The sequence below is a fragment of the Streptomyces sp. NPDC051173 genome (assembly GCF_040689515.1).
In the GTDB taxonomy this organism is placed as follows: Bacteria; Actinomycetota; Actinomycetes; order Streptomycetales; family Streptomycetaceae; genus Streptomyces.
In genome coordinates this window covers 67,822-91,144 of sequence record NZ_JBFBBD010000009.1, presented here as the reverse complement: position 1 = coordinate 91,144, position 23,323 = coordinate 67,822, and the positions used below count along the sequence as shown (strand labels likewise).

Genomic DNA, 23,323 nt, shown 5'->3' with positions numbered 1-23,323 from the left:
GTATCACGAGTGCAGTCCGGGGAGGAACCCATGGCGGCAGAGGCCCCTGTCACCGATCCGTTCGAGGAGTACTGGGACCTGTTGTTCGGGATCTCCTACCGCATGCTCGGCACGGTGGCCGATGCCGAGGACGTGGTCCAGGAGACCTGGCTGCGCTGGCGCCAGGCAGACCCCGGGGAGGTCGCCAACCCGCGGGGCTATCTGGTCAGGGCGGTGACCCGTACGGCCATCGACCACCTGCGCCGCAGCCGGACGCGGCGGGAGGAGTACGTCGGGCCGTGGCTGCCGGAACCCCTGCTCACCAGCCCCGACGTGGCGGATACCGTGGCCCTCGCCGAGTCGGTGGACATGGCGTTCCTGGTGATGCTGGAGGCGCTGTCCCCTGTGGAGCGCGCGGTGTTCGTCCTGCACGAGGTGTTCGCGATCCCCTACCCGGAGATCGCCGGGACCGTGGGGCGCTCCCACTCCTCCGTACGGCAGATCGGCCACCGCTCGCGGCAGCGCGTGGAGGGCAGGCAGCAGCGCTACCGGCTGGGGCGGCGGGAGCGGCGCGAGGCGGTGGAGCACTTCGTCTCCGCCTGCCTCGACGGCGACCTGGACGCGCTGCTGCGCGTGCTGGCCCCGGAGGTGACCATGTGGGCGGACAGCGACGGCAAGTCGGAGACGCCGCGGGTGCCGCTGCACGGCGCCCGCACCGTCGCCGAGTACTTCGCCTCCGTGGCCGCCCTCTATCCGCCGGACGTCTCGATGAGGGTCGCCGAGATCAACGGCGGACCCGCCGCCGTCGTCGTGGCGAACGGCACGGTGTTCGCGGTGGTCGGGGTGGACGTGGAACCGAGCGGGGGCCGCTGGCAGATCACGGCCGTCCGCGCGGTGCGCAACCCGGCGAAACTTCGGCGGATCCCCGTCCAGGGGTGACCGGAGCGCCCGGCCCCGCGGGCCGTGTCGCCGGCGCCCCCGGACGGGAGCCCAGGACGACGTGGCCAGGAAGGAGCCGGGATGCCGGAACGGACTGAGAGCGCACCGGGATCCTCCGGTGCGCCGGAGGCGGCGGACCCCTTCGCGGCCCGGGTCCCGGCGGCGGTCGCCGAGCGGTTCCGCGCCGAGGGCTGGTGGCGGGACACCTCCGTCCTCCACGACCTGCTCCGGACCGCCGCCGAACGGCCGGACGCGCCGGCGATCGTCGCGTTCAGCGCGGACGAGGGCCGCACGACAGTCGTGCGCTACGCCGAACTCGCCTGTCATGTACGGCGATTCGGTGCGGCACTGGCCTCCCTCGGGGTCCGCTGCGGCGACCGCGTCGCCTTCCAGATGCCGAGCCGGTGGGAGGCGACGGCGCTCACCCTCGCCTGCTGCTGGGCGGGCGCCGTCGCCGTCCCGTTGCTGCCCACGCTGCGCGCCCGCGATGTGGAGCGCGCGCTCGCGGCCGCGCGGGCACAGGTGTGCGTGACGGTCGGGAGCTGGAACGGCTACGACTGCGCGGCCGCCCTGGGGGAGGTCTCGTCCCGCCTCCCCTGGCTGCGGCACGTCGCCGTCCTCGGCGGACACGTACCCGCCGGGGCCATCGACTTCGCCGACTACTTCATACGCACCCCGCACGAGGAGCGGGCCGCCGCCGTCCCGCCGCTGCCCTCCGGCGCGGACCTCGACCGGGCCTGCCTGCTGCTGTTCTCCTGCGGCCCGGACGGCGAACGGACCATGGTGCTGCACACGGAGAACACCCTGTACGCGGGGTGCGGCGGCCCGGCGAGCGCGCTCCACCGGGGCTGGGCGGCGGGCGACGTGTTCTGCACCTCCTACTCCATCACGGGCCCCGCGGGCGTGCGGTACTGCCTCTGGGGTCCGATCCTCGCCGGCGGCACGGGCGTGTACAGCGACACCTGGTCGCCCGCGGGCTGCCTGGAGCTGATGTCGTCGGCCTCGGTCACCCAGGCGTTCCTGCCCGCCGACCTCATCCAGCAGCTCGTCGCGGAGCAGCGCCGCAGGCCGCGCTCCCTGCCCATGCTCCGCTTCATCATGGGCGACTCCCTGTCGGGGCTCGACGGCCTCATCCGGGAGGTCAAGCGGTACCTGGTTCCCGGGGTGCGCTCCTGCTGGGGGATCACCGAGGTCGGGATGGGCTTCCGCACCCGTGAGGACGACGGCTGCGGCTGGGCGGCGCGCAGCGACGGTACGCCCCTGGCCGGCCTGGAGACCGACCTGGTGCCGGTCCCGGGGAGCGACGGCGTCTTCAGGCTCCGGGTGCGCGGCGCCCATCTCTGCCTGGGGTACGGGCGGCCGGGCGCCGGACCGGACAGCGCGTTCCACGAGACCTGGCGCCACGGCGACGGCTGGCTGGACACCGGCGACCTGGTGCGCGAGGACGGGCGCGGCGGTATCCGCCTCGTCCGGCGCGCGATCCGCCGGATAGACGGCGCCGCCCTGGTGCCCGCCGCCGAGGTGGAGGGCGAGATCGCCCGCCATCCCGGAGTCCGCGAGGTCGCGGTCGTCGGTTACCGGGACGGGCGGGGCCAGCAGCGGGCCTGCGCCGTCGTGGTGCCGAGCGGGGACCGTTGCCCCACCCTGCCCGAGCTGGTCGGCGTCCTCACCGACCGCGGCATGACCCACTGGTACCTGCCGACACGGCTGATGGAGTTCGGCCCCGCTCTCCCCCGCGAAGGGAACGGGGCGGTCCGGTACGAGCTGCTGCGGGCCCTGGTCGAGGCGGGGTGACCGGGCCGGGACCGGCGGACGCCCCTCAGTCGTCCGTCGGCCCCGTGCCGTGCTGCCGCTGGAGCACCCACTGGGCGATGTGGATCCGTGACGGCACGTCGAGCCGTCGCATGATCTGCCGCACGTGATTGACCACCGTCCACTCCGACAGGTTGAGCTGATGGGCGACTTGGCGGTTGGTCAGTCCATGGCTGACCAGCAGTGCCACCTCGTACTGACGAACCGTCAACTGGACCGGTCGCGTCGCCGAGGCGGGCTCGGGCGACGGCGGGGGAGAGGCCAGTGCCTCCTGCGCCGCGGCCTGCGGCGACAGCACCCTGCCCTCCCGCCGGGCGGCCTCGTACTCCGGACCGGACACCAGCCGGCGCAGCGCGCGCAGGGTGGACGCCGAGCTGCCGCCGCAGTCCGGCGGGGCCGCACCGGTCGCCTCCCGGACGGCGGATGCCGCCGCCAGGAGCCGGGCCACCCGCTGCCGCTGGCCCGGCAGCCGCTGCCACAGCAGAAGCGCGCGGATCTCCAGCACCCACGGCAGCGCCGTGTGTTCGGCGATGGACCACAGCCGGTGCAGGCTCTCCTGGAGCAGCGTCTCCGCCAGCAGCTGGTCCCCGCGCGCCATGACCAGCTCGGCGCGCTGCGCCAGGACCAGCCCCTCGCCCCGGACGTCCTGCGCACGCGCGTGGACCGTGCCCGCCGCGTCCAGCAGCTCCGAGGCGAGCTTGGCGTCGGAGGTCTGCCAGACGCAGGCCAGCGCCAGGGCGGCCGCCGCGACCTCCTCCTTGGCGTCGGAGCGCCGGGCCGCCTTGAGGACGTGGCCCGCGGCCTTGCGGGCCTCGTTGCGGGCGGGTTCCCGCTGGGCGGCGGTCAGCCGGGCCAGGGCCGTCCGCTCGGCGGACTCCTCGCCCCGCTCCCGGTGGGCGGTGGCGGCCCGCCGGAAGCAGTCCACCGCCAGCCGGGAGTTGCCCGCGGCCTCGGCCAGCGCCCCGCGTGCCTCCTCGGCCCGCGCGGTGAGCTCCCGCTGCGCGGGGTCGGCGAGGAAGGCCGCGGACGCGGCGGCCAGCATCCTTTCGCCCAGCGCGAGATGGCCGTGCGCCAGCCAGAACCGGTGCAGCGAGAGCGACGCCAGAGCGGAGTCGGCGCGTCTGCCGCACCCGTCGAGATGCGTCAGCGCGGCTTGGAGGTCGTCGTGCTCCAGCGCCAGCCGGGACAGCCACTGCGGCTGCTCCGGGCCGCACAGGCGCGGACCGGCCCGCAGTGCCAGCGCCAGGAAGTGACCGGCGTGCCGGTTCCGTGCGTCCGCCAGCTCGCCGGTCTCCTCCAGTCGCTCCAGCCCGAATTCGCGCACCGTTCTGAACATCGCGCACCGCGGCTCGTCACCGGCCGGGACGACGTGCAGCAACTGGTGTCCCACGAGCGCCTCCACGGTGTGCTCCGTCCGGCGGGCCGGGAGGTCCCAGATCTCCTCCATCGTGGTCAGGCTCATGCTGCCGTTGACGACGGACAGCTGGGTGAGGAGCCGCTGCTGGTCCTCGTCCAGCAGTCGGAAGCTCCGCTCCGCGAGAGAGGCCACGGAGCGGTGCCGGGGCGAGCGGGCGGCGTGGTGGGCACCCAGCACCGGCTTGCCCTCGCGCAGCCGCCGCAGGAGTGTGTCCACCCGGAACAGCCTCATCCGCTCGGCGATGAGCTCGATGGCCAGCGGTAGTCCGTCCGTCCGGGCGCAGATCTCCGCCACGGCCTGGGCGTTGTGGACGGTGAGGGCGAAGGAGGGATTCACCGCGCGGGCCCGGTCCAGGAAGAGCGCCACCGCCGCGTAGTCCTGGAGCTCGGACACGTCCTGGTGGTACGGCGGGGGCGGCGCGGACAACGGCTGCACGGGGCGCACCTGTTCGCCGTACACCCGCAGCGGGCGGTGGCCGGCGGCCAGGATCCGCAACCGCGGGAAATGGTCGAGCAGGGTGTCCACCGCGGCCGCGGTGGCGTCCGCCACCTGCTCGAAGCCGTCGAGCACCAGCAGCGCCTCCCCGTCCGGCAGCGGGAGGTCCAGTGCGCGGGGCAGCGCCGCCGGGTCGTCGACCTCGTGCAGGTCGGCGTAGTGGACGTACGGCAGGGACGCGCCGCTCACCGCGGCGGCCGCCAGCCGGCTCTTGCCGACGCCGCCCGGGCCGGTGAGCGTGATCAATCGGTGGGCGGGGCCGCGGAGTTGGGTCGTGATCGTCAGGAGGTCCACGTCGCGGCCCACGAGCGTGGTGCGGCCGTCGTCCGAGGGCCAGGTGCGCCGACGGGTGGCGGGGGCGTCAGAGGTGTCGTCCGGCGGGCCGCTGTGACCGAGCAGGTCCGGTATCACCGGCATGGCCTGACTGCGTGTAAGTCATGTGCGGGCACGGTGCGTTGAGCGTACGTCATCGTCTCAGTCCCCCGTTGACTGTGGAGCCCGCGGTGCCCTGCTGCGCCGGGCCGCAAGGTTCACGTGTTCGATCCCAGGATACGGCTTCGATGTCTCCGCCGGGCTCTCCGACGGCTCGTTGCCGTGTGCGGAGACGACACCACCCGCGGAACCGGCCGCACGGTCCACCGGACACCGCCTAACCGCGGCCGGGACCTTCCGCCTCGGTGGCGTCGGTGCGTGCTGTGCCGGGCCGGGCTGCGGGGGACAGCGCGACCCGGCAGACCACCCCGAACACCAGCCCCCAGAAGGCCGATCCGATCCCGAACAGAGTGACGCCCGACGCGGTGGCGAGGAAGGCCACCAGGGCGGAGTCCCGGTCGGCGGGGCCCGTGAACGCGCTGCCGAGGCTGGTGCCGAGCACGCCGAGCAGTGCGACGCCCGACGTGGCGGCCACGAGCGCCGGGGGGAGCGCGGCGAACATCCCGGCGACCGTGGCGCCGAACAGGCCCACCGCGACATACAGCACCCCGCAGCTCAGCCCGGCCACATAGCGCCGGTCCCGGTCCTCGTGCGCCTCCGGGCCCGTGCAGATCGCGGCGGTGATCGCAGCGAGGTTGAGGGCGTGCGCGCCGAAAGGGGCGAAGACCACCGAGGCGGCCCCCGTGCCCCGGATCAGGGGCCCGGTCGGCACGTGCTCGTAGCCGGCCGCCCGCAGCACCGCCGCCCCGGGCGCGTTCTGCGAGGTCATGGTCACCAGGAACAGCGGCAGGGCCAGGCCCACCAGGGCCCCGGCCGACCAGTGGGGTGCGGTGAACACCGGCCGGGCGAGCGCGACCTGGGTGTGCCCCAGGGAGATCCCGTGGGTCGCCGCGGCCGTGCCGACGCCCAGGGCCAGCGCCGTCAGGACGGCGTAGCGTGGCGCGATCCGGCGGCACAGCACATAGCCGCCGAGCACCGCGCCCGCGATCGCCGGGCTGTGCCCCAGCGCCCCGAACGCGTCGAGCCCGAAGCGCAGCAGCACGCCGGCGAGCATGGCGGAGACGACCGCGGCGGGCACCCGCCGCATGAGGGCCTCCAGCCAGCCCGTCAGGCCCACGACGACGGTGAGCGCCGCGGCCCCGAGATAGGCGCCGATCGCCTCCCGATAGGGGTAGTGGCCCAGTTGGGTCACGAGCAGGGCCGCGCCAGGTGTGGACCAGGCGGCCACCACCGGCGCCCGGAACCGCAGGCTCAGCACCAGCCCGGTGAGCCCGCTGCCGAGCGAGATGGCCCAGATCCACGAGGACAGCCGGGCTTCGTCCAGCCCGGCCGCGTGCGCGGCCTGTACCACGACGGCCAGTGGCCCGGCGAAGGACACCAGAACCGCGATCGCCCCCGCGGTGATCGCGGACAAGGAGGTGTCGGCCAGGATCGCCCGTGGCCCACGGCCGCGTGCCGTCACAGGATCTCTATGTCGGCGCCGGGGCGCAGCCGCCGCCGGCAGTCCAGGACGAGTCGGGCATGGCGCTCCACCGCGGCGTAGTCGAAGTCGTCGTGGTCGGTGAGGACGACCACGGCGTCGGCGGCGGCCAGTTCCCCGTCGGTCAGCTCCACGCGCGTCACCCGGGGGTCCACCGGGGCGGTCTCCCGTACGTGCGGGTCGACGGCCCGCACCTGGGCGCCGGTGCGCAGCAGCAGTTCCGCGACCCGCAGCGCCGGCGACTCGCGCGCGTCACCGCTGTTGCGTTTGTACGCCAGCCCGAGGAGGAGCACCCGGGAGCCGTTGGCGGAGCGCTGGCGCTGGTTGAGCGCCTCCACGAGCCGCTGCACCACGTAGTGCGGCATGTGGCTGTTGACGTCGTTGGCGAGGTCCACGAACCGGAACCGGCGCCCGAGCTGGCGCTCGACCCGCCAGGACAGATAGCGGGGGTCGACGGGCAGGCAGTGGCCGCCCACCCCGGGGCCGGGGGTGAACGGCATGAAGCCGAAGGGCTTGGAGGAGGCCGCGTCGATGGCCTCCCAGGCGTCGACGCCCAGTTCGCGGGCGATCACCGCCATCTCGTTCACCAGCGCGATGTTGACGTGCCGGTAGGTGTTCTCCAACAGCTTCGCCAGTTCGGCGGTCTTGGGATCGCGGACCGGGACGGTGCGCTCGACGACGGAGCCGTAGAACTCCTCGACCCGGCGCAGGGAGGCCGTGTCGACCCCGGAGACGATCTTGGGGGTGGTCTCCAGGGTCCACCGGGTGTTGCCGGGGTCGATGCGCTCGGGGCTGTAGCCGAGGTGGAAGTCGGTGCCCGGCGCCAGCCCGCTCTCCTTCTGGATCAGCGCGCCGAAGACGTCCTCGGTGGTCCCGGGGTAGGTGGTGGACTCCAGCACCACCAGCGCGCCCGGCGTCAGGTGGCCGGCGAGGGTGCGGGCCGCCTCCTCGATGCAGGTGAGGTCAGGCACGTCGTCCAGGAGCGGGGTGGGCACGGTGACCACGGCCACCTCGAACCCGGCGAGCTCGGCGGCGTCGGTCGTGGGCCGGTAGCCGCCGGACGCCAGCACCCCGGCCAGCCGGTCCCCGCTCACGTCCTCGACGAAGGAGTCGCCCGCGAGGAGCCGCGCGATCCGGCCGTCGTCCACGTCGTAGCCCACGACCGCGTACCCGGTCTCCGCCGCCCGGACGGCCAGCGGCAGGCCCACGTATCCCTGGCCGATCACGGCCAGCCGCGGCGGGCCGTCGTTCGTTGTTCGGGTCATCGCAGTGCCCTTTCAGCCGTTGTGCACCAGAACCAGATTCGCGGCGATCAGCAGGACGACGCCCCAGCGGTGAAGGGTGATGCCCGTTCTCCGGGCAGCGAGGACCTTTCCCGCGACGAGGCCGCTGTACGCCTGGCGGGCGCGCAGTGCGAGCACCGGCAGGAGAAAGGCGCAGAACCACAGGGGGACGGCACCCACCGCCGCGGTGAGGACGATCGCACCGGTCTCGGAGAGGGACAGTCCCGCGACGAGCGCCCGGTAGCCGTCGCGGGAGAGGAGGACCGCCAGATTCCGCCGCCCGGCGGCCCGGTCGCCGGCCAGGTCGTTGATGTTGGAGTAGAGCGAGACCATCAGGCTCCACAGCCCGAAGAGGAAGGTCTCCAGCCAGGCCGCCCCGGTCATCTCCCCACGCAGCAGCCCGAACGGGACCAGCACGCTGATGCCGGTGCTGAGCAGGATCACCGCCTCCTGGCCGCCGCGGTAGCTGAGTTTGAGGCCGTAGGAGTACTGCACGCTGATGACGACCGACAGCGCGGCGGCCGCGGGGGCCCACCACGGCCGGTGCGGTGCGGCCAGCGTGGCGAGCGTCCACAGGGCCGCGCCTGCCACGGCACAGGCCCAGCCGAAGCGCAGGGCCTGATGGAGCGTCAGACTGCCGTCGAGGAGAGGCTTGCGGTCGCGGGCGCGCAGCGTCTGCCCGGGTTCGTAGTTGCGGGCGTCGCTGCCGTCGCGCAGCCCTGTGACGTCGTCGAGGGCGACCGTGGCCGCCACCACGCCCAGCCACCCCAGGTCGAACAGGGCGAGGACCAGCCAGGTGCGCGGCTCCGCGCGCACCGAGGGCGGCAGCAGCGCCGCGACCACGAGCACGCACAGGTAGTAGTCGAAGAAGGAGAGCTTCGCCAGCTTGGCGTACGCACGGGCCCGTCGGCGCACACCGGGCCGGGCGGGTGCCGGGGCCAGGGTCATGGCCGGGCCTTCGCCCTGCCGCCCGGCTTGCGGCCGACCGTGCTGATCAGGACCTGGCTCAGCCAGTGATGGGCGGGGTCGGCCATCTCCGCGAGGGCCTCGTCCAGGCGGGCCTCGTCCAGGAGCCCGGCCGCCAGGATGCGGGGCCGCATGTACTCCAGCCACAGCATGTAGTGCCGCGCCTGCTCGGAGCCGCCCCGCACCATCACGGCCCGGCCCTCGGCCGTGGCCTCCAGGCCGGCGGCCAGGGCCAGCCGGAGATCGACGTGGCCGCCGCGCGGATCGTGCCCCGACTCACGCATCACGCCGTACCCCGCGGCCCGTACGTCCTGGAGGAAGTCCTCCGACAGGAAGCTGCGGAAGAGGGTGGAGGAGTCGGTGTCCTCCAGGAACAGCAGCCCGCCCGGCCGCAGCGCGCGCACCATCCGCCCCACCGCGGCGGCCCGGTCCGGCAGGTGCTGGAGCACCATGCGGGAGTGCACCAGGTCGAAAGCGGCCGCGGGCAGCTCCTCGGTGCGCAGGTCGTGCCGGACGACCTCCACCCCCCGCAGCCCGGCGACCTCCCCGAGCCGTCCGGTCTCCAGGTCGGTCGCCACCACCCGGCCGGCCGGGCCCACCAGGTCCGCGAGCCGGCGGACCATGGAGCCGGAACCGGCGCCGATCTCCAGGCAGTTCCAGCCGGGCCCCACGCCCAGCCGCTCCAGCCGTTCGGCGGTGCCGGGGTCCCAGACCGCCTCGTTGGTCCGCAGCCGCTCGGTCTCCTTCTCCCACCCGGGGTCGAAGACGTACTCCTGGCCGGGGGCGGGCATGGCGGTCTCCTCGGTCGCTCGCGCCCTCATGCGAAGAACCCGCAGACGGAGTCGGCGATGAACTCCACTTCGGCGTCCTTGAGATGGGGCCAGATCGGAATGGCGAGGTTGCGGGCCGACGCCTGCTCGGCATGCGGCCAGGCGCCGTCCACCGGGGCCCACGGTGCGAACGCGGGCTGCCGGGGGAGCGGCACCGGGTAGTAGACGTGCGTACCGATCCGACGCTCTGTCAAGTACGTGCGCAGATCCTCGCGCCGGTCGGTGAGCAGCGCGTAGACGTAGTAGCAGCGGCCGTCGCGCCCGGCGGGCGGGGCGAGCAGCCCGCGGTCGCGCAGCGGCCCGAAGCGCTCGGTGTAGTAGTCGGCGATCCGCGCGCGGCGCTCGAGACGGTCCGGGAAGCCGGCCAGCCGGCGCAGTTGGAAGGCGGCCTGGACCTCGTCGAACCTGCTGTTCCGGCCGACCCGGTGGTGCAGGAAGCGGTGCACGCCGTCCTGGCCGTGGTTGCGCAGCATCCGGCAGGCCCGCGCGAGCCCGTCGTCGTCCGTGAGGACCACCCCGCCCTCGCCCACGGTGCCGAACGACTTGACCTGGAAGAAGGAGAACACGCCCAGATCGCCCCAGCGCCCGGCCGGTCGGCCGTCCAGGACCGCGCCCTGGGCGACCGCCGCGTCCTCGATCACGGCCAGCCCGTGTTCGCGGGCGAGGGCGTCCAGCCGCTCCATGTCCGCCATGACGGAGAAGACGTGCGCCGGCATCAGCGCCCTCGTCCGCTCCGTGATCAACGGCTTCACCACGTAGGGGTCCAGCACCATCGTCCACGGGTCCACATCGGCGAAGACCGGGGTCGCCCCGGCGTTGGCCACCGCGCTCGCCACCGGCTGGCAGCAGAACGCCGGGACGACCACCTCGTCGCCCGGCCCGATGCCCAGGGCCCCGACGGACAGCTCAAGCGCTCCCGTTCCGCTGGAGCAGGCGACGGCGTGCCGGGCCCCGGTGGCCTCGCACAGCGCCCCCTCGAACTCGGCGGTCCGCTCGCCCAGGATGAACCGCTGACCGGGCCCCGTGCCCAGCTCGTGGAGGACGGACAGCAACGGCTCCCGTTCCTCCTCGAAGAGGTCGGGTGCGAAGAAGGGCAAGGTCCTCATGAGGCGTTCCCTCCGTAGAAGCGGCTGACGGCGTCGCAGACCCGGTCCACGTCCGTCAGGGACAGATCGGGATGGAAGGGCAGCGCGACGGTGTGCGCGCAGGCGGCCTCGGCGTGCGGGAAGTCCCCCGGCCGGTGGCCGAGTCCGGCGAACGCGGGCTGGAGGTGCAGCGGGGTGGGGTAGTAGACCTCGGTGCCGACGCCCTCGTGCGCGAGGTGCGTGACCAGTTCGTCCCGCCGCTCCACCTCGATCACATAGACGTAGAAGACCGGCTCGGCGACGGCCTCGCGCCGTACGACGGCGGGCAGTCGCAGGACGCCCGGCACACCGCGCAGCCGCTCGGTGTACGCGCGGGCCAGCTCGGCGCGGCGGGCGATCGCTCCGTCCAGCCGGGGCAGCTTGCCCAGCAGTACGGCCGCCTGGATGTCGTCCATCTTGCTGTTGGTGCCCGAGGCGCCCGCGAGGTTGGAGATCCCGGCGAAGTGGTCCACCGTGAGCCCCGTCCGGCCGTGGTGCCGCAGCGATGCCACCCGCTCCGCGAGCTCCGGGTCGTCGGTCAGGACGGCCCCCGCGTCACCGAGCGCCCCCAGGGTCTTGGTGGGGAAGAACGACAACACCCCGCCGTCGCCCAGCAGTCCGGCGTGCACGCCGTTCCAGCGCATGCCGATGGCCTCGGCGCTGTCCTCCACCACCCGCAGGCCGTGTCGCCGGGCGAGTGCGCCCAGCCCCGCCATGTCGGCGAGCTGCCAGAACAGGTGCACCGGCAGCACGGCCCGGGTGCGCGGGGTGACGGCGGCCTCGGCGGCTGCCGGGTCGAGGGAGTAGCTGACGGGGTCGATGTCGGCGAACACCGGCCGGGCGCGGGCCAGCGCCACCGAAGAGGCCGACGCGAAGAAGCTGAACGCCGGGACGATCACCTCGTCGCCGGGCCCGATGCCGCAGCCCCGCAACAGCAGGACCAGGGCGTCCGTCCCGCTGTTCACCGCCACCACGTGCCGGGCCCCGGTGTACGCGGCGAGCGCCTGCTCCAGCTCGGCGACCTGACGGCCGTGCGAGAACTTGCCCCGGTCGAAGACCTCGCCGACGTGGCGGCTGATGTCCGGCCAGCACCGGGCGAACGTGTCGGCCTGGGTGAAGAACGGAACCGGGCGCGCGGCGGCGGAACCGCTCGCGCCGGCACTCCGGGCGGAGGAGATCACTGGGTAAACCTCCGGATGCGGGACGGAGTTGTGGACGAAACGCAGCTAAGCCGGTGCTCCTGACGGACGGCAATAGCAATCCCTTGGCATGGTGCCTACGGGAAGCTGACAAGCATCAGCCATACGCCCCCGTGAAAAACCGGTACCTGCCAGATCAGAGCGTTTTCGGAATCCTGAGTTCTGTGCGAGGCGGTGGCGCGGACCGGCCGGTGCTTGACAGTCGAACCCCCAACAGCCCAGCGTGGGTCTGCATCGCCGCGCCGCTTGAGGCCGCTGCCCGCATATTCCGCGAGGGCCGGCCCCCGTCATCGGGCCGAGCGCGGGCATGCCCAATTCGCGGGCGACGGAGGATGTGCCAGCTGTGAAATGGAAAGAAAATCCGGCCGGTTCGGCCGATCCTGTGGAATTACCCGGGAAAACCGTGGTGCTCGCCGAACCCAGTGGTTTCTGCGCCGGAGTGCGGCGCGCCGTCGACATCGTGGAGGTGGCCCTGGAACGCTTCGGCCCACCGGTCTACGTGCGGAAGCAGATCGTGCACAACCACCACGTGGTGCAGGACCTGGAGGAGCGCGGGGCCCGCTTCGTGGACTCCGAGGCCGAGGTGCCGTACGGCGCGGTCTGCGTGTTCTCCGCACACGGGGTGTCGCCCGCCGTGCGGGCGGCCGCCGAGGCCCGTGCGCTGACCGTGATCGACGCCACCTGCCCCCTCGTCGCCAAGGTGCACCAGGAGTCCCGGCGCTTCGCCGACGACGGCCGCACCATCCTCCTCGTCGGCCACGCCGACCACGAGGAGGTCGAGGGAACCTACGGCGAGGCGCCCGACCGCACCCGGATCGTCGCCACGGTGGACGACGTCCGCGCACTGGACCTGCCACGCGACGCCCCGGTGTCGTACCTCACCCAGACCACCCTCGCCCTCGACGACACCCGCGAGATCGTGGCGGCCATGGAGGAGCGCTTCGACGACCTCCGCGGCCCCGGCAGCGACGACATCTGCTACGCCAGCCAGAACCGCCAGCACGCCGTCAAGGCGCTCGCCGCCCGCACCGACCTCGTCCTCGTCGTCGGTTCCACGAACTCCAGCAATTCCGTACGGATGGTCGAGGTCGCCCGCGACGCGGGGGTCGCGGCGCACCTCGTCCCCGGACCGCAGGACCTGGACCCGGACTGGCTCGTCGGGGTCGGGTCCGTCGGCGTCAGCGCCGGTGCCAGCGCACCGGACGTCCTCGTGGACGGACTCCGGCGCCGCCTGGCCGGATTCGGCTACGACAGGGTCGAGATCGAGCGCACCGCCACCGAGGACATCGTCTTCGGCCTGCCCTCCGCCCTGAAGGGGACCACCGGATGAGCACACGGAAGAACGTCCGCGGCAAGGCCCTCACCAAGGACCCCGTCGGCGAAGACCCCACCGGCGGCGACTCCTTGGCCCCGGCGCTCGCCGCCGTCGAGCGACGCATCGCCTCGGTCCTGGCCGCGGAACGCGAGCGCTGGGCGGACGTCGACCCGCGCTGTGTCCCCTTCCTGGACGCCGTCGGCGCGCTCAGCACCGCCAAGGGCAAACTGCTCCGCCCCCGCTTCTGCCTCCTCGGCCACCTCGCCGCGGGCGGTGACCCCGGCGACCCGCGGGCCGTCGACGCCGCCGCCGCCGTCGAACTGCTCCACACCTTCGCCCTGTTGCGTGACGACGTCCTCGACGACTCGCCGCTGCGCCGTGGCGTGACCACCGCGCACGAGCGGCACATCGAGGACCACCGCAAGCGTGGCCTGCGCGGCGAGGCGCGGCGCTACGGCGAAGGCGTCGCCGGCCTCGCCGCCGACCTCGCCCACATCTACGCCGACCGGCTCACCGGCTCGCTGCCCGAACCCGCCCGCGCGGTCTGGGACGAACTGCGCGTCGAACTCACCTACGGCCAGTACTTGGACATCGCCGTCGCCGCCGAGGGCGTGGCCGACCCCGAACTCTCCCGCTGGATCGCCGTCTGCAAGTCCGGCCGCTACACCATTCACCGGCCCCTCCAGCTCGGCGCCGCCCTCGCCGGCCGCACCGGCCTCGCCGGGATCTTCGAGGGGTACGGGCTGCCGCTGGGCGAGGCGTTCCAGTTCCGTGACGACCTCATCGACGCCTTCGGGGACACCGAGGCCACCGGCAAGCCCGCCGGACTCGACTTCGCCCAGTTCAAGATGAGCTACCTGCTGAGCCTGGCCGTACGTGCCGACGAGCGGATCCGCGCGCTCGCCGCCGCGCCCGGCGGCCCGGAGGAAGCCGCGCTGATGCGCCGCCTCCTGACCGAGACCGGAGTGGCCGACGAGGTGGAGCGGCGTATCGCGCGGCTCGTCGGCGAAGCCCGGCGGGCGATCGCCGACGCACCCCTGGTCCCCCGCTGGCGTACCGCACTGATGGACCTCACGGCCACCGTGGCCTACCGGGACCGCTGAAGGAGCAACGCACCCATGTTTCGCACCCTCATCATCGGCCTGGGGCGGGCCGGCCTCGGACTCCACTGGGCCGTACTGGACCGGCTGCGCTCCGCGGGCCACCACTCCGAGCTCTTCGGCCCCGGCCCCGTCCTCGCACTCGACCCGATGGCCTCCGTCCCGGCCCTGCCCGTCGCGGGCCTGCAACCGGTCGTCGGCCTCCACCGGGTCCGCGAACTCCTCGACCCCGACCGGACCGTGGTGCACCTGTGCACACCCCCGGTGGCCCGCCTCGGCCTGCTCCGCGAACTGGCCGGAGCCGGGTTCCGCCGGATCATCGTGGAGAAGCCCCTGGCGGCCGACCGGACCGCGCTCCGCGACATCGTCGCCCTGGCCCGCGCCGAGCGGCTCGACCTGGCGATCGTGGCCCCCTGGCTGGCCAGCAGCCTGACCGCACGGCTCACCGGCCTCGTGGCGGAGGCCCCCCTCGGTGCGCTGCGCTCCGTCGACGTACGCCAGTGCAAGCCGCGGATGCGCCGCACCCTCACCGACGGCGGGCACCCCACCGCGTTCGACATCGAGCCACCGCACTCCCTCGGCGTCTGCCTGCGGCTCGCCGGGGACGCCCGGCTGGCCGGCGCGGAGCTCACCGACATGCGCGTCGGCGACACCGTCGTCCCGGACATGGGCCGGGCCGGGCTCCTGCTCCACCACGCCACGGTGACCAGCCGCATCGTCTCCGACCTCACCGCACCGATCCGGGAGCGCCGGATCCGGCTGGAGTTCGAGGAAGGCCAGGTGGTGGCCCACTACCCCAACGCCGAGGACGACCACTACGCCCACCTCCGCGTGCTCCGGCCCGGCCACCCGGAGACCTGGGAGGTCTTCCCGGACGACGCCCTGACCGCCTACCTGGTCGACACCTACCGCGCCTTCCGCTCCGGCACGGACCTCTCCCCGCAGCTCCGGCTCGCGACCCGCGTCGTCGAACTCCTCTGTGATGCCAAGGACTTCTGCCACCACGACGCGGCCCCGCCCGTTCCCGGACAGCGGGTGGCCCATGCCCGCTGAGACGAAGACCCCCGCCACACCCGTGACCGATCCCGGCCCGGCGCCGCCCGGCATCCGCTTCGCCGGCATCGGCGACGAGGCGGCCCCGGCCCTCGACGGCCAGATCCGCGCCCACCACACCTTGGGCTGGACCGCCATCGAACTGCGGGACCTCGACGGCACCGCCCTCGCGGACCTCGACGACGCCGCCTTCGACCGGGCCCTGGCCGCGCTGCGGAAGGCGCGCCTCGACGTCGTCTGCGTCGACTCCCGCATCGCCAACTGGGCCCGCCCCGTCACCGGCGACTTCGACCTTGACCTCGCCGAACTCGACCGGCTGGCCCCGCGCTGCGCCGCCCTCGGCACCCGGTTCGTCCGCGTCATGTCCTATCCCGACGACCCGGACGGCCGGCTCGGCGAGGCGGAGTGGGGCCGTCGCGCCGTCCACCGGATGCGGCTGCTGGCCGAACGGGCACGCGCCGCCGGGCTCGTCCTGCTCCACGAGAACTGCGCGGGCTGGGCCGGTGCCCACCCGGACCGCGCCCTGCGGCTGCTGGGCGAGGTCGACAGCCCCGCCCTGCGGCTGCTGTTCGACACCGGAAACGGCATCGCCTACGGCTACGAGGCCTACGCCATGCTCACCGAGCTCGCCCCCTGGGTCGAGCACGTACAGATCAAGGACGCCCGCAGCGAGGTGGGCGGGGCCGTCTACACCCTCCCCGGGGAGGGCGCCTGCCGCGTCGCCGACTGCCTCCAACTGCTGCTCGACCGCGGCTGGACCGGCACCTGGTCCATCGAACCCCACCTGGCCGTACGCCCCCACGAGGGCCGCTCCGCCACGGGCGCCGACGCCGTGGCCGGGTTCGTCCGCTACGGCCGCGCCCTGGAGCGGCTCGCCGCAGGGCTGACCGGCCCAGCGCCACGACCGGACGGCGCTTCATGAACGGCGCGCGGCTGACCTCCGCCGAACACCGACTGCTGCTGAATCTGCTGAAGTTGCCCACGGCCGGCCCGCTCGAAGGCGGATCCGAACCCCGTCTGTGGGAGGCCCAGCGCCGCTACGCCGAAGCGGCCCGCGCCCTGGGCTTCGAGGTCGTCCACCACGCGACCGCCGACCCGGCGGAACTGACGGGGGATCATGTGCCGCTCGCGGTGCGCCGTGCCGCGGCACACCCCGGCTTCCTGGCCGCGCAGCCCAGCCTCGTGCTGGCGCTGGGACCGCCACGGCCGACGGCCGAAACCGTGATGTTCAACGTCCACCTCGACACCGTGGCGGGGGAGGAGCCCGTCGGCTTCGACGGGACGCGATTCACCGGGCGCGGCGCGATCGATGCCAAGGGCCCGGCCGTCGCCCTCCTCGCGGGCATACGCGCCGCCCTCGCGGCCGCACCCCGCCTGCCCTCGGCCACGCGCGTGCTCATCCAGGCCGTCTCCGGTGAAGAGGGCGGAGCCATGGGCGTCTTCGGCACCCGGGTCCTGGTGCGCCGGGGCTGGTACGGCAGGATCAACCTCTTCTGCGAGCCCACCGGGATGCGGCTGCTGACGCGCTCCACCGCCGCCATGACCGCCTGTGTCCGCGTCGACGGGTGCGACGCCATCGACGACCGGCCCGCCGCCGGGCACAACGCCACCGTCCTCCTGGGGCACCTCGCCCAGCGCCTCGCCACCCGCCTGCCCCAGCACGCCGGGGGCGGCCAGGTGTGCGTCGCCGGGCTCCACACCGGACACCTCCACAACAAGGTCTACGGAACCGGTCGCCTCCTGCTCAACTGCTCCTACCCCGACCCCGCCACCGGCCGCTCCCTCGCCGCCGCACTGGAAGACGAAGTCGCCGCCGGAATACGGGACTTCACCGCCTCCTACCGGGGCCATCGCGACCTGGCCCGTACGGCGGCGGACGCCGCGGCCGTCACCCGGGTCGAATGGCACAAGCGCGGCCTCCCCGCGCTGGCCCCGACACCCGACCCCTGGGCCACCGACCTGCTGGAGCGACAGGCCGGCCTGACCCGCTGGCCGGCCGACGAACCCGCCTTCACCTGCGACGCCCTGTGGATGTCCGGCGTCCCCGGTACGTACACCGCCGTCCTCGGCCCCGGCGACCTCGACCGCAACCACGCCCACGCCGCGGGCGAACACGCCGATCTGGCCGACCTCGAAGCCTTCGCCGGCGCGGTGGGCGGCATCCTCACCCGCTTCGCCGCGCGGCGGGACACCGTCCCGTCCTCCCTGCCGCGGCAGGCCCGCTCCCGGGGCGCGCGCATCCCGGGCCGACCGACCCCGAAAGGCGGAACCCAGTGACCCAGCAGCGGACCGACGCCCCGGCCGCCCCCACGACCGTTGCCCACGACGCCCTCGTGACCTTCACCGCCGAGGTCTTCACCGACCGAGGAGTGCCCGCCGCGCGGGCCCGCACGGCCGCCGAGGCCCTCGTCCACGGCGATCTCGCCGGACTGACCTCGCACGGACTCGCCAACCTCACCCGGCTGTACCTGCCCGCCATCGACTCCGGCCGCATCGACCCCGCCGCCGAACCGGAGAGGATCACCGACACCGGGCCCGCCGTCCTCCTCGACGGCCGCCGGTCGCTCGGACTCTGGGCCGCCACCGAAGCCCTCGACCTGGCCGCCGACCGCGCCCGCACCACCGGCATCGGCCTCGTCACCATGCGCAACGCCACCCACTTCGGCTGCGCCGGCCACCACACCGCCCGGATCGCGGAACGCGGCATGGTGGCGGTCCTGGCCGGCAACTGCGGCCGCCAGCGCATCGCCCGCCCGCCGGGCGGCCGGGCCGCGATGCTGGGCACCAACCCCTTCAGCGTCGCCGCGCCCGCGGGCGACCGCCCCCCGTACGTCCTCGACATGAGTACCACCGTCGTGCCCACCGGACGGATCCGGGCCGCCGCCCGCGCCGGCGAGCCGATACCCGAGGGCTGGCTGGAGGACGCCCAGGGCCGGCCGGTGACCGACCCCGGTGCGCTCGACCGGGGCGAGGGATTCCTGCGCTGGCTCGGCGGCGACCCCGCCACCGGCGCCTTCAAGGGCTACGGCCTCGGGCTGATGGTCGAGGTACTGGCCGCCCTGCTCCCCGGAGCCGGCCTCGGCCCCGCCCCGGACGCCCTGACCGGTGACGGGCGGCCCACCGGCAGGGACGACGACATCGGCCTCACCGCACTCGTCCTCGCCCCCGGCGCACTCCGTCCCCAGCAGGACTTCCTGGCCGACGCCGACGGCGCCTTCCGGGCACTGCTCGACTGCCCGCCCCTGGGTCCCGCCCGCCCGGTCGGCTACCCCGGACTGCCGGAGGCCCGGGCGGCGGCCCGGGGCCGTGAGCACGGCGTGACGCTCTCCGCCGAGCGGCACGCCGAGCTGACCGCCCTCGCCGCCGAACGCGGCCTGACCTTCCCCGGAGGGGAGCGATGACCCCGCGCACCCGCATCGGCATCATCGGCCTCGGTGTCATCTCGAAGTTCTACGTCGCCGCCTTCGACCGGCTGCCCGCACTCGCCCTCGCCGCCGTGTGCGACCTCAGGCCCGAAGCCCTCGCGCCCTTCCACGACCGGGCCGAGTGCTACGGCCGTCACACCGAGCTGCTCGCCGACGCGGCCGTGGACGCGGTGGTCGTGAACGTACCCAACGACATCCACGCCGCCGTGTGCGCCGACGCCCTCGCCGCCGGGCTGCCCGTCTGCGTGGAGAAGCCCCTCGCCACCCGCCTCGCCGACGCCAGGAGCCTCGCCACGCTCGCGCACCGGCGCGGCGCGACCCTCTTCACCGCCTTCCACCGCCGCTACAACAGCGAGGTGCTCCGGCTGCTGCACGGCATCGCGCCCGGCAACCCCGTCCGCTCCCTGACCGTCCGCTACCTTGAGCGCATCGAGGAACACGCCGGTGACGACCGCTGGTACCTCGACGCCGACCGCTGCGGCGGCGGCTGCGTGGCCGACAACGGCCCCAACGCCTTCGACCTCGTAAGGCTGTTCCTCGGCGACGTGCACCTGACCGCCGCCGAGGTGACCCGCGACATCCACGGAACGGACCGCCGGGCGGCCGTCGCCCTGCGCGCCGCGGACGGCGCGACCGCCCGCGTCGAGCTCGACTGGTCCTACGACGGCGAGGTCAAGGACATCACCGTCGAACTGGCCGACGGCACCACCCGCACCGCCGACATGCTCGCCGGGTACCCCGAGTTCAAGGGTTCCCTCTGGCACGAGTACGTCGGCGTGCTCGCGGACTTCGCGGCCACCCTGGACGCGGGGCGGACCGGCGCCCGCGGCGGGCTCGCCGCCCTCGAACTCGTCGACGCCGTCTACCGGACCGAGGCCGGCACCGCCCCGCGCACCGAAGGAGCCACGCCGTGAACCGGCTGGAGGACGGCGCCAAACGCGCCGTGCACGCCACCGTCGTCAAAGTGCTCGTCCACCGCCGCCACGACCGGGGCATGCGGCTGGCGGAGTTCGCCGGCCGGTGCGTACGCCGCGGTGAGGTCCACGAACTGGTCACCACCGACCAGACCGACGCCGTGCCCGGCACCCGCGTCGACCGCGTCGGCTTCCTCGGCTTCGCCGAGATCGGCTGCGCCGGAGTGATCGACCGCGGCGACGAGGTCTGGGCCGCCGGCCGCCGCGTGGGCACCGTACTGGGCTTCGACACCTGCCACTTCCCCAACCACTACAACGTGCTGATCGCCACGCCCTCCCTGCTGACCGGGGCCGAGCTGGACCTCGGGCCGGAGAGCCCCGTCGCCTTCCGGCAGGTCCCCACGGCCGTGCCGATCCGCACCGGGAGCTGACCATGGGACTGCTGGAACACGTCAAGAGCCCGGCCGACCTCCGCGGGCTGGACCCGCACGAACTCACCGAGCTCGCCGCCGAGATCCGCGCCCTCCTCGTCGACAGGGTGTCCCGCAACGGCGGACACCTCGGGCCCAACCTCGGCGTCGTCGAACTCACCCTCGCCCTGCACCGCGTCTTCGACTCCCCGCGCGACGCCCTCGTCTGGGACACCGGCCACCAGGCGTACGTCCACAAACTCCTCACCGGCCGCGCCGCCGCCTTCACGACCCTGCGCACTCGCGGAGGCCTCTCCGGCTACCCCAGCCGCGCCGAGTCCCCGCACGACCTGGTGGAGAACTCCCACGCCTCCACCGCCCTGTCCTACGCCGACGGCCTGGCCCGCGCCCGCCAGCTGCGCCGCGAACCGGGCCACACCGTCGCGGTCATCGGAGACGGCGCGCTCACCGGCGGCATGTCCTGGGAGGCGGTCAACAACATCGCCGCCGCCCCCGACCGGCCCCTCGTCGTCGTCATCAACGACAACGGCCGGTCCTACGCCCCGACCGTGGGCGGCCTCGCCGACCACCTCGCCGCCCTGCGCACCTCCCGGCGCTACGAGGAACTCCTCGACCGGGCCAAGCACACCCTGCGTGGCGTCCCCGCCGTCGGCGACACCGTCTACCACGCCCTGCACGGTGCGAAGAAGGGCCTCAAGGACTTTCTCGCACCACAGGCCCTCTACGAGGACCTCGGCCTGAAGTACGTCGGCCCCGTCGACGGGCACGACCGCCCGGCCGTCGAGGCCGCCCTGCGTCGGGCACGGGACTTCGGAGGCTCCGTCGTCGTCCACTGCATCACCGAGAAGGGCCGTGGTTACCCGCCCGCCGAGGAGGACACCAGGGACCGCTTCCACGCCGTACGGGCCGAACCGGCACCCGGCGCGGCAGCCGCGACCGGGACCGGCTGGACGGCGGCCTTCGGCCAGGAGCTGCTCGCCGCGGCACGCGCCCGCCCCGACGTCGTCGCGGTGACCGCCGCGATGCTCGAACCCACCGGCCTGTACCTGCTCCAGCAGGCCCTGCCCGAGCAGGTCGTGGACGTCGGCATCGCCGAGCAGCACGCGGTGACCTCCGCCGCGGGCATGGCCATGGGCGGCCTCCACCCGGTGGTGTGCGTCTACGCGACCTTCCTCAACCGGGCCTTCGACCAGGTCCTCATGGACGTGGCGCTGCACGGCCTCCCGGTGACCCTCGTCCTCGACCGGGCCGGCATCACCGGCGATGACGGGCCGTCCCACAACGGCGTCTGGGACCTCGCCGCCTTCCAGGCCGTGCCGGGCCTGCGCATCGCCGCCCCCCGGGACCGGGACAGCCTGCGCGAGGAGTTCGGCGAAGCCCTCGGCACCACCGACGGGCCGACCCTCCTGCGCTTCCCGAAGGGTGCCCTCGGCCCGGCCCTCCCCGCGCTGGAGCGGATCACCGGGCCCGACGGGAACACCGTCGACGTCCTCGTCCGGACCGGCGAGGACGTGCTGCTGATCGCCGTGGGCGCGCTGGCCGGGCCGTGCGCCGAGGCGGCCCGGCGGCTCGCCGAGTGGGGCGTCGGCTGCACCGTCGTCGACCCCCGCTGGGTGAAGCCGGTGCCACTCGCACTGGTGGAGCTGGCCCGCCGGTTCGCCACTGTGGTGACGGCGGAGGACGGCGTACGGACCGGCGGCGTGGGGGAGACGACGGCCGCGGCACTGCGGGACGCCGGGGTCGTGCCGGCGCGGCTGCGGGTCCTCGGCGTGCCCGGACGGTTCCTGGAACACGCTGCGCGCTCCGAGCTGCTCCGGGAGTGCGGGCTCACGGCCGGGCGGCTCGCCGAGCAGGTCAGGGACGTCGTGACCGCGCGGACACGGCCCCTGGCGCACGACACGACTTCGAACGGCACATCCTTGAAAGGAGTGGTGTGATGACGGGCTCCGTCGCGCTCGGCATGCCGGCCGTACCGCCGGTGCTCGCCGAGCGCAGGACCAGCCGGGCGATCCAGGTCGGCCCGGTGCGCGTGGGCGGGGGTGCACCGGTGTCGGTGCAGTCGATGACCACGACGCTCACGGCGGACGTGGGCGCGACGCTCCAGCAGATCGCCGAACTGACCGCTTCGGGCTGTCAGATCGTGCGGGTCGCATGTCCCTCGCAGGATGATGCGGACGCGTTGCCGATGATCGCGAAGAAGTCGCAGATCCCGGTGATCGCGGACATTCACTTCCAGCCGAAGTATGTGTTCGCGGCGATCGACGCGGGGTGTGCGGCGGTGCGGGTGAATCCGGGCAATATCCGGCAGTTCGACGACAAGGTGCGGGAGATCGCCAAGGCGGCGTCGGATGCGGGTACCCCGATCCGGATCGGGGTCAACGCGGGTTCGCTGGACCGGCGGTTGCTGGAGAAGTACGGGAAGGCCACTCCGGAGGCGCTGGTGGAGTCGGCGCTGTGGGAGGCGTCGCTCTTCGAGGAGCACGGTTTCCGGGACATCAAGATCTCGGTCAAGCACAACGATCCGGTCGTCATGGTCAGTGCCTACCGGCTGCTTGCCGCGCGGTGCGACTACCCGTTGCATCTCGGGGTGACGGAGGCGGGCCCGGCGTTCCAGGGCACGATCAAGTCGGCCGTGGCCTTCGGGGCGTTGCTCTCGGAGGGGATCGGGGACACGATCCGGGTCTCGCTGTCGGCGCCGCCGGCGGAGGAGATCAAGGTCGGGATGCAGATCCTGGAGTCGTTGGGGCTGCGGCAGCGCCGCCTGGAGATCGTCTCGTGTCCGTCCTGCGGCCGTGCGCAGGTGGATGTGTACAAGCTGGCGGACGAGGTGACCGCGGGTCTGGAGGGTATGGAGGTTCCTTTGCGGGTCGCTGTGATGGGTTGTGTGGTCAATGGCCCGGGTGAGGCCCGCGAGGCGGATCTGGGGGTGGCGTCCGGCAACGGCAAGGGGCAGATCTTCGTCAAGGGCGAGGTCGTCAGGACCGTTCCCGAGTCGAAGATCGTGGAGACCCTGATCGACGAGGCGATGAAGATCGCCGAGCGGATGACCGCCGAAGGATCGGCGTCCGGCCCTCCTCGGGTATCCATCGCCTGACGTAACGTCAATATTCCTGCCCCTCAAGGGAGAAG

19 protein-coding genes are annotated in these 23,323 nt (G+C 73.7%); 12 read left to right on the top strand and 7 right to left on the bottom strand.

Features of this window, described 5'->3' with window-relative positions; genetic code table 11:
• Positions 1-30: 30 nt before the first annotated feature.
• Both sigJ and AB0435_RS08525 read left to right on the top strand, forming a co-directional pair.
• The gene (gene sigJ / locus AB0435_RS08530; protein ID WP_366426505.1) at positions 31-918 is read left to right on the top strand and encodes an RNA polymerase sigma factor SigJ; all 888 of its coding nucleotides are present in this window, start codon (positions 31-33) and stop codon (positions 916-918) included.
• Positions 919-999: 81 nt separating this feature from the next.
• Positions 1,000-2,712, top strand: a complete 1,713-nt coding sequence (locus tag AB0435_RS08525; protein ID WP_366004019.1) for an AMP-binding protein — start codon at positions 1,000-1,002, stop codon at positions 2,710-2,712.
• Between the two features lie 25 nt (positions 2,713-2,737).
• Here the strand turns inward: AB0435_RS08525 and AB0435_RS08520 are convergent, their stop codons facing one another.
• The 7 genes from AB0435_RS08520 to AB0435_RS08490 form a co-directional block, all read right to left on the bottom strand.
• Positions 2,738-5,059, bottom strand: a complete 2,322-nt coding sequence (locus AB0435_RS08520; RefSeq protein ID WP_366004018.1) for a LuxR C-terminal-related transcriptional regulator — start codon at positions 5,057-5,059, stop codon at positions 2,738-2,740.
• 232 nt (positions 5,060-5,291) lie between these two features.
• A complete protein-coding gene (locus AB0435_RS08515; protein ID WP_366004017.1) occupies positions 5,292-6,536 on the bottom strand; it encodes a benzoate/H(+) symporter BenE family transporter in 1,245 nt (414 codons plus the stop codon).
• Positions 6,533-7,819 (bottom strand): nucleotide sugar dehydrogenase, encoded by a 1,287-nt coding sequence (locus tag AB0435_RS08510; RefSeq protein WP_366426504.1) that lies wholly within the window; start codon positions 7,817-7,819, stop codon positions 6,533-6,535. The genes AB0435_RS08515 and AB0435_RS08510 overlap by 4 nt, the downstream gene beginning before the upstream one ends.
• Positions 7,820-7,831: 12 nt before the next feature.
• On the bottom strand, positions 7,832-8,785 hold the full coding sequence (locus AB0435_RS08505) for a UbiA family prenyltransferase (protein WP_366004014.1): 954 nt from the start codon (positions 8,783-8,785) through the stop codon (positions 7,832-7,834).
• Positions 8,782-9,624: a methyltransferase domain-containing protein gene (locus tag AB0435_RS08500; protein WP_366426503.1), complete on the bottom strand. Its 843-nt coding sequence runs from the start codon at positions 9,622-9,624 to the stop codon at positions 8,782-8,784. The genes AB0435_RS08505 and AB0435_RS08500 overlap by 4 nt, the downstream gene beginning before the upstream one ends.
• Positions 9,621-10,739, bottom strand: coding sequence for a DegT/DnrJ/EryC1/StrS family aminotransferase (locus AB0435_RS08495; RefSeq protein WP_366004012.1), 1,119 nt, complete (start codon positions 10,737-10,739; stop codon positions 9,621-9,623). The genes AB0435_RS08500 and AB0435_RS08495 overlap by 4 nt, the downstream gene beginning before the upstream one ends.
• The gene (locus AB0435_RS08490; protein ID WP_366004011.1) at positions 10,736-11,938 is read right to left on the bottom strand and encodes a DegT/DnrJ/EryC1/StrS family aminotransferase; all 1,203 of its coding nucleotides are present in this window, start codon (positions 11,936-11,938) and stop codon (positions 10,736-10,738) included. Before AB0435_RS08490 ends, AB0435_RS08495 begins: the two co-directional genes overlap by 4 nt.
• A 421-nt stretch (positions 11,939-12,359) precedes the next feature.
• Here AB0435_RS08490 and ispH point away from each other — a divergent pair, with 421 nt between their 5' ends.
• From ispH to ispG, 10 genes are read left to right on the top strand one after another with little or no spacing between them, the layout of a single operon-like run.
• Positions 12,360-13,286 (top strand): 4-hydroxy-3-methylbut-2-enyl diphosphate reductase, encoded by a 927-nt coding sequence (gene ispH / locus AB0435_RS08485; protein WP_366004009.1) that lies wholly within the window; start codon positions 12,360-12,362, stop codon positions 13,284-13,286.
• The gene (locus AB0435_RS08480; RefSeq protein WP_366004008.1) at positions 13,283-14,374 is read left to right on the top strand and encodes a polyprenyl synthetase family protein; all 1,092 of its coding nucleotides are present in this window, start codon (positions 13,283-13,285) and stop codon (positions 14,372-14,374) included. The genes ispH and AB0435_RS08480 overlap by 4 nt, the downstream gene beginning before the upstream one ends.
• 15 nt (positions 14,375-14,389) lie before the next feature.
• Positions 14,390-15,424, top strand: a complete 1,035-nt coding sequence (locus AB0435_RS08475) for a hypothetical protein (protein ID WP_366004007.1) — start codon at positions 14,390-14,392, stop codon at positions 15,422-15,424.
• A complete protein-coding gene (locus tag AB0435_RS08470; RefSeq protein WP_366426502.1) occupies positions 15,414-16,346 on the top strand; it encodes a sugar phosphate isomerase/epimerase family protein in 933 nt (310 codons plus the stop codon). The genes AB0435_RS08475 and AB0435_RS08470 overlap by 11 nt, the downstream gene beginning before the upstream one ends.
• On the top strand, positions 16,343-17,701 hold the full coding sequence (locus AB0435_RS08465; protein ID WP_366426501.1) for a M20/M25/M40 family metallo-hydrolase: 1,359 nt from the start codon (positions 16,343-16,345) through the stop codon (positions 17,699-17,701). The genes AB0435_RS08470 and AB0435_RS08465 overlap by 4 nt, the downstream gene beginning before the upstream one ends.
• A complete protein-coding gene (locus tag AB0435_RS08460; RefSeq protein WP_366004004.1) occupies positions 17,698-18,825 on the top strand; it encodes an Ldh family oxidoreductase in 1,128 nt (375 codons plus the stop codon). The genes AB0435_RS08465 and AB0435_RS08460 overlap by 4 nt, the downstream gene beginning before the upstream one ends.
• Positions 18,822-19,763 carry a Gfo/Idh/MocA family oxidoreductase gene (locus tag AB0435_RS08455; protein ID WP_366004003.1) on the top strand — a complete coding sequence of 314 codons (942 nt, stop codon included), beginning with the start codon at positions 18,822-18,824 and terminating at the stop codon, positions 19,761-19,763. The genes AB0435_RS08460 and AB0435_RS08455 overlap by 4 nt, the downstream gene beginning before the upstream one ends.
• The gene (locus tag AB0435_RS08450; protein WP_366004002.1) at positions 19,760-20,194 is read left to right on the top strand and encodes a hypothetical protein; all 435 of its coding nucleotides are present in this window, start codon (positions 19,760-19,762) and stop codon (positions 20,192-20,194) included. Before AB0435_RS08455 ends, AB0435_RS08450 begins: the two co-directional genes overlap by 4 nt.
• Positions 20,195-20,196: 2 nt before the next feature.
• Positions 20,197-22,131 carry a 1-deoxy-D-xylulose-5-phosphate synthase gene (dxs, locus tag AB0435_RS08445; protein ID WP_366004001.1) on the top strand — a complete coding sequence of 645 codons (1,935 nt, stop codon included), beginning with the start codon at positions 20,197-20,199 and terminating at the stop codon, positions 22,129-22,131.
• A complete protein-coding gene (ispG, locus tag AB0435_RS08440) occupies positions 22,131-23,288 on the top strand; it encodes a flavodoxin-dependent (E)-4-hydroxy-3-methylbut-2-enyl-diphosphate synthase (protein ID WP_366003999.1) in 1,158 nt (385 codons plus the stop codon). The genes dxs and ispG overlap by 1 nt, the downstream gene beginning before the upstream one ends.
• Positions 23,289-23,323 lie beyond the last annotated feature (35 nt).

Excerpts from the sequence above, each read along its gene's own strand:
- sigJ (WP_366426505.1), top strand. The coding sequence starts at position 31 with ATGGCGGCAGAGGCCCCTGTCACCGATCCGTTCGAGGAGTACTGGGAC.
- AB0435_RS08525 (WP_366004019.1), top strand. The coding sequence starts at position 1,000 with ATGCCGGAACGGACTGAGAGCGCACCGGGATCCTCCGGTGCGCCGGAG.
- AB0435_RS08520 (WP_366004018.1), bottom strand. The coding sequence starts at position 5,059 with ATGCCGGTGATACCGGACCTGCTCGGTCACAGCGGCCCGCCGGACGAC.
- AB0435_RS08510 (WP_366426504.1), bottom strand. The coding sequence starts at position 7,819 with ATGACCCGAACAACGAACGACGGCCCGCCGCGGCTGGCCGTGATCGGC.
- AB0435_RS08505 (WP_366004014.1), bottom strand. The coding sequence starts at position 8,785 with ATGACCCTGGCCCCGGCACCCGCCCGGCCCGGTGTGCGCCGACGGGCC.
- AB0435_RS08500 (WP_366426503.1), bottom strand. The coding sequence starts at position 9,624 with ATGAGGGCGCGAGCGACCGAGGAGACCGCCATGCCCGCCCCCGGCCAG.
- AB0435_RS08495 (WP_366004012.1), bottom strand. The coding sequence starts at position 10,739 with ATGAGGACCTTGCCCTTCTTCGCACCCGACCTCTTCGAGGAGGAACGG.
- AB0435_RS08480 (WP_366004008.1), top strand. The coding sequence starts at position 13,283 with ATGAGCACACGGAAGAACGTCCGCGGCAAGGCCCTCACCAAGGACCCC.
- AB0435_RS08475 (WP_366004007.1), top strand. The coding sequence starts at position 14,390 with ATGTTTCGCACCCTCATCATCGGCCTGGGGCGGGCCGGCCTCGGACTC.
- AB0435_RS08470 (WP_366426502.1), top strand. The coding sequence starts at position 15,414 with ATGCCCGCTGAGACGAAGACCCCCGCCACACCCGTGACCGATCCCGGC.
- AB0435_RS08465 (WP_366426501.1), top strand. The coding sequence starts at position 16,343 with ATGAACGGCGCGCGGCTGACCTCCGCCGAACACCGACTGCTGCTGAAT.
- AB0435_RS08455 (WP_366004003.1), top strand. The coding sequence starts at position 18,822 with ATGACCCCGCGCACCCGCATCGGCATCATCGGCCTCGGTGTCATCTCG.
- dxs (WP_366004001.1), top strand. The coding sequence starts at position 20,197 with ATGGGACTGCTGGAACACGTCAAGAGCCCGGCCGACCTCCGCGGGCTG.
- ispG (WP_366003999.1), top strand. The coding sequence starts at position 22,131 with ATGACGGGCTCCGTCGCGCTCGGCATGCCGGCCGTACCGCCGGTGCTC.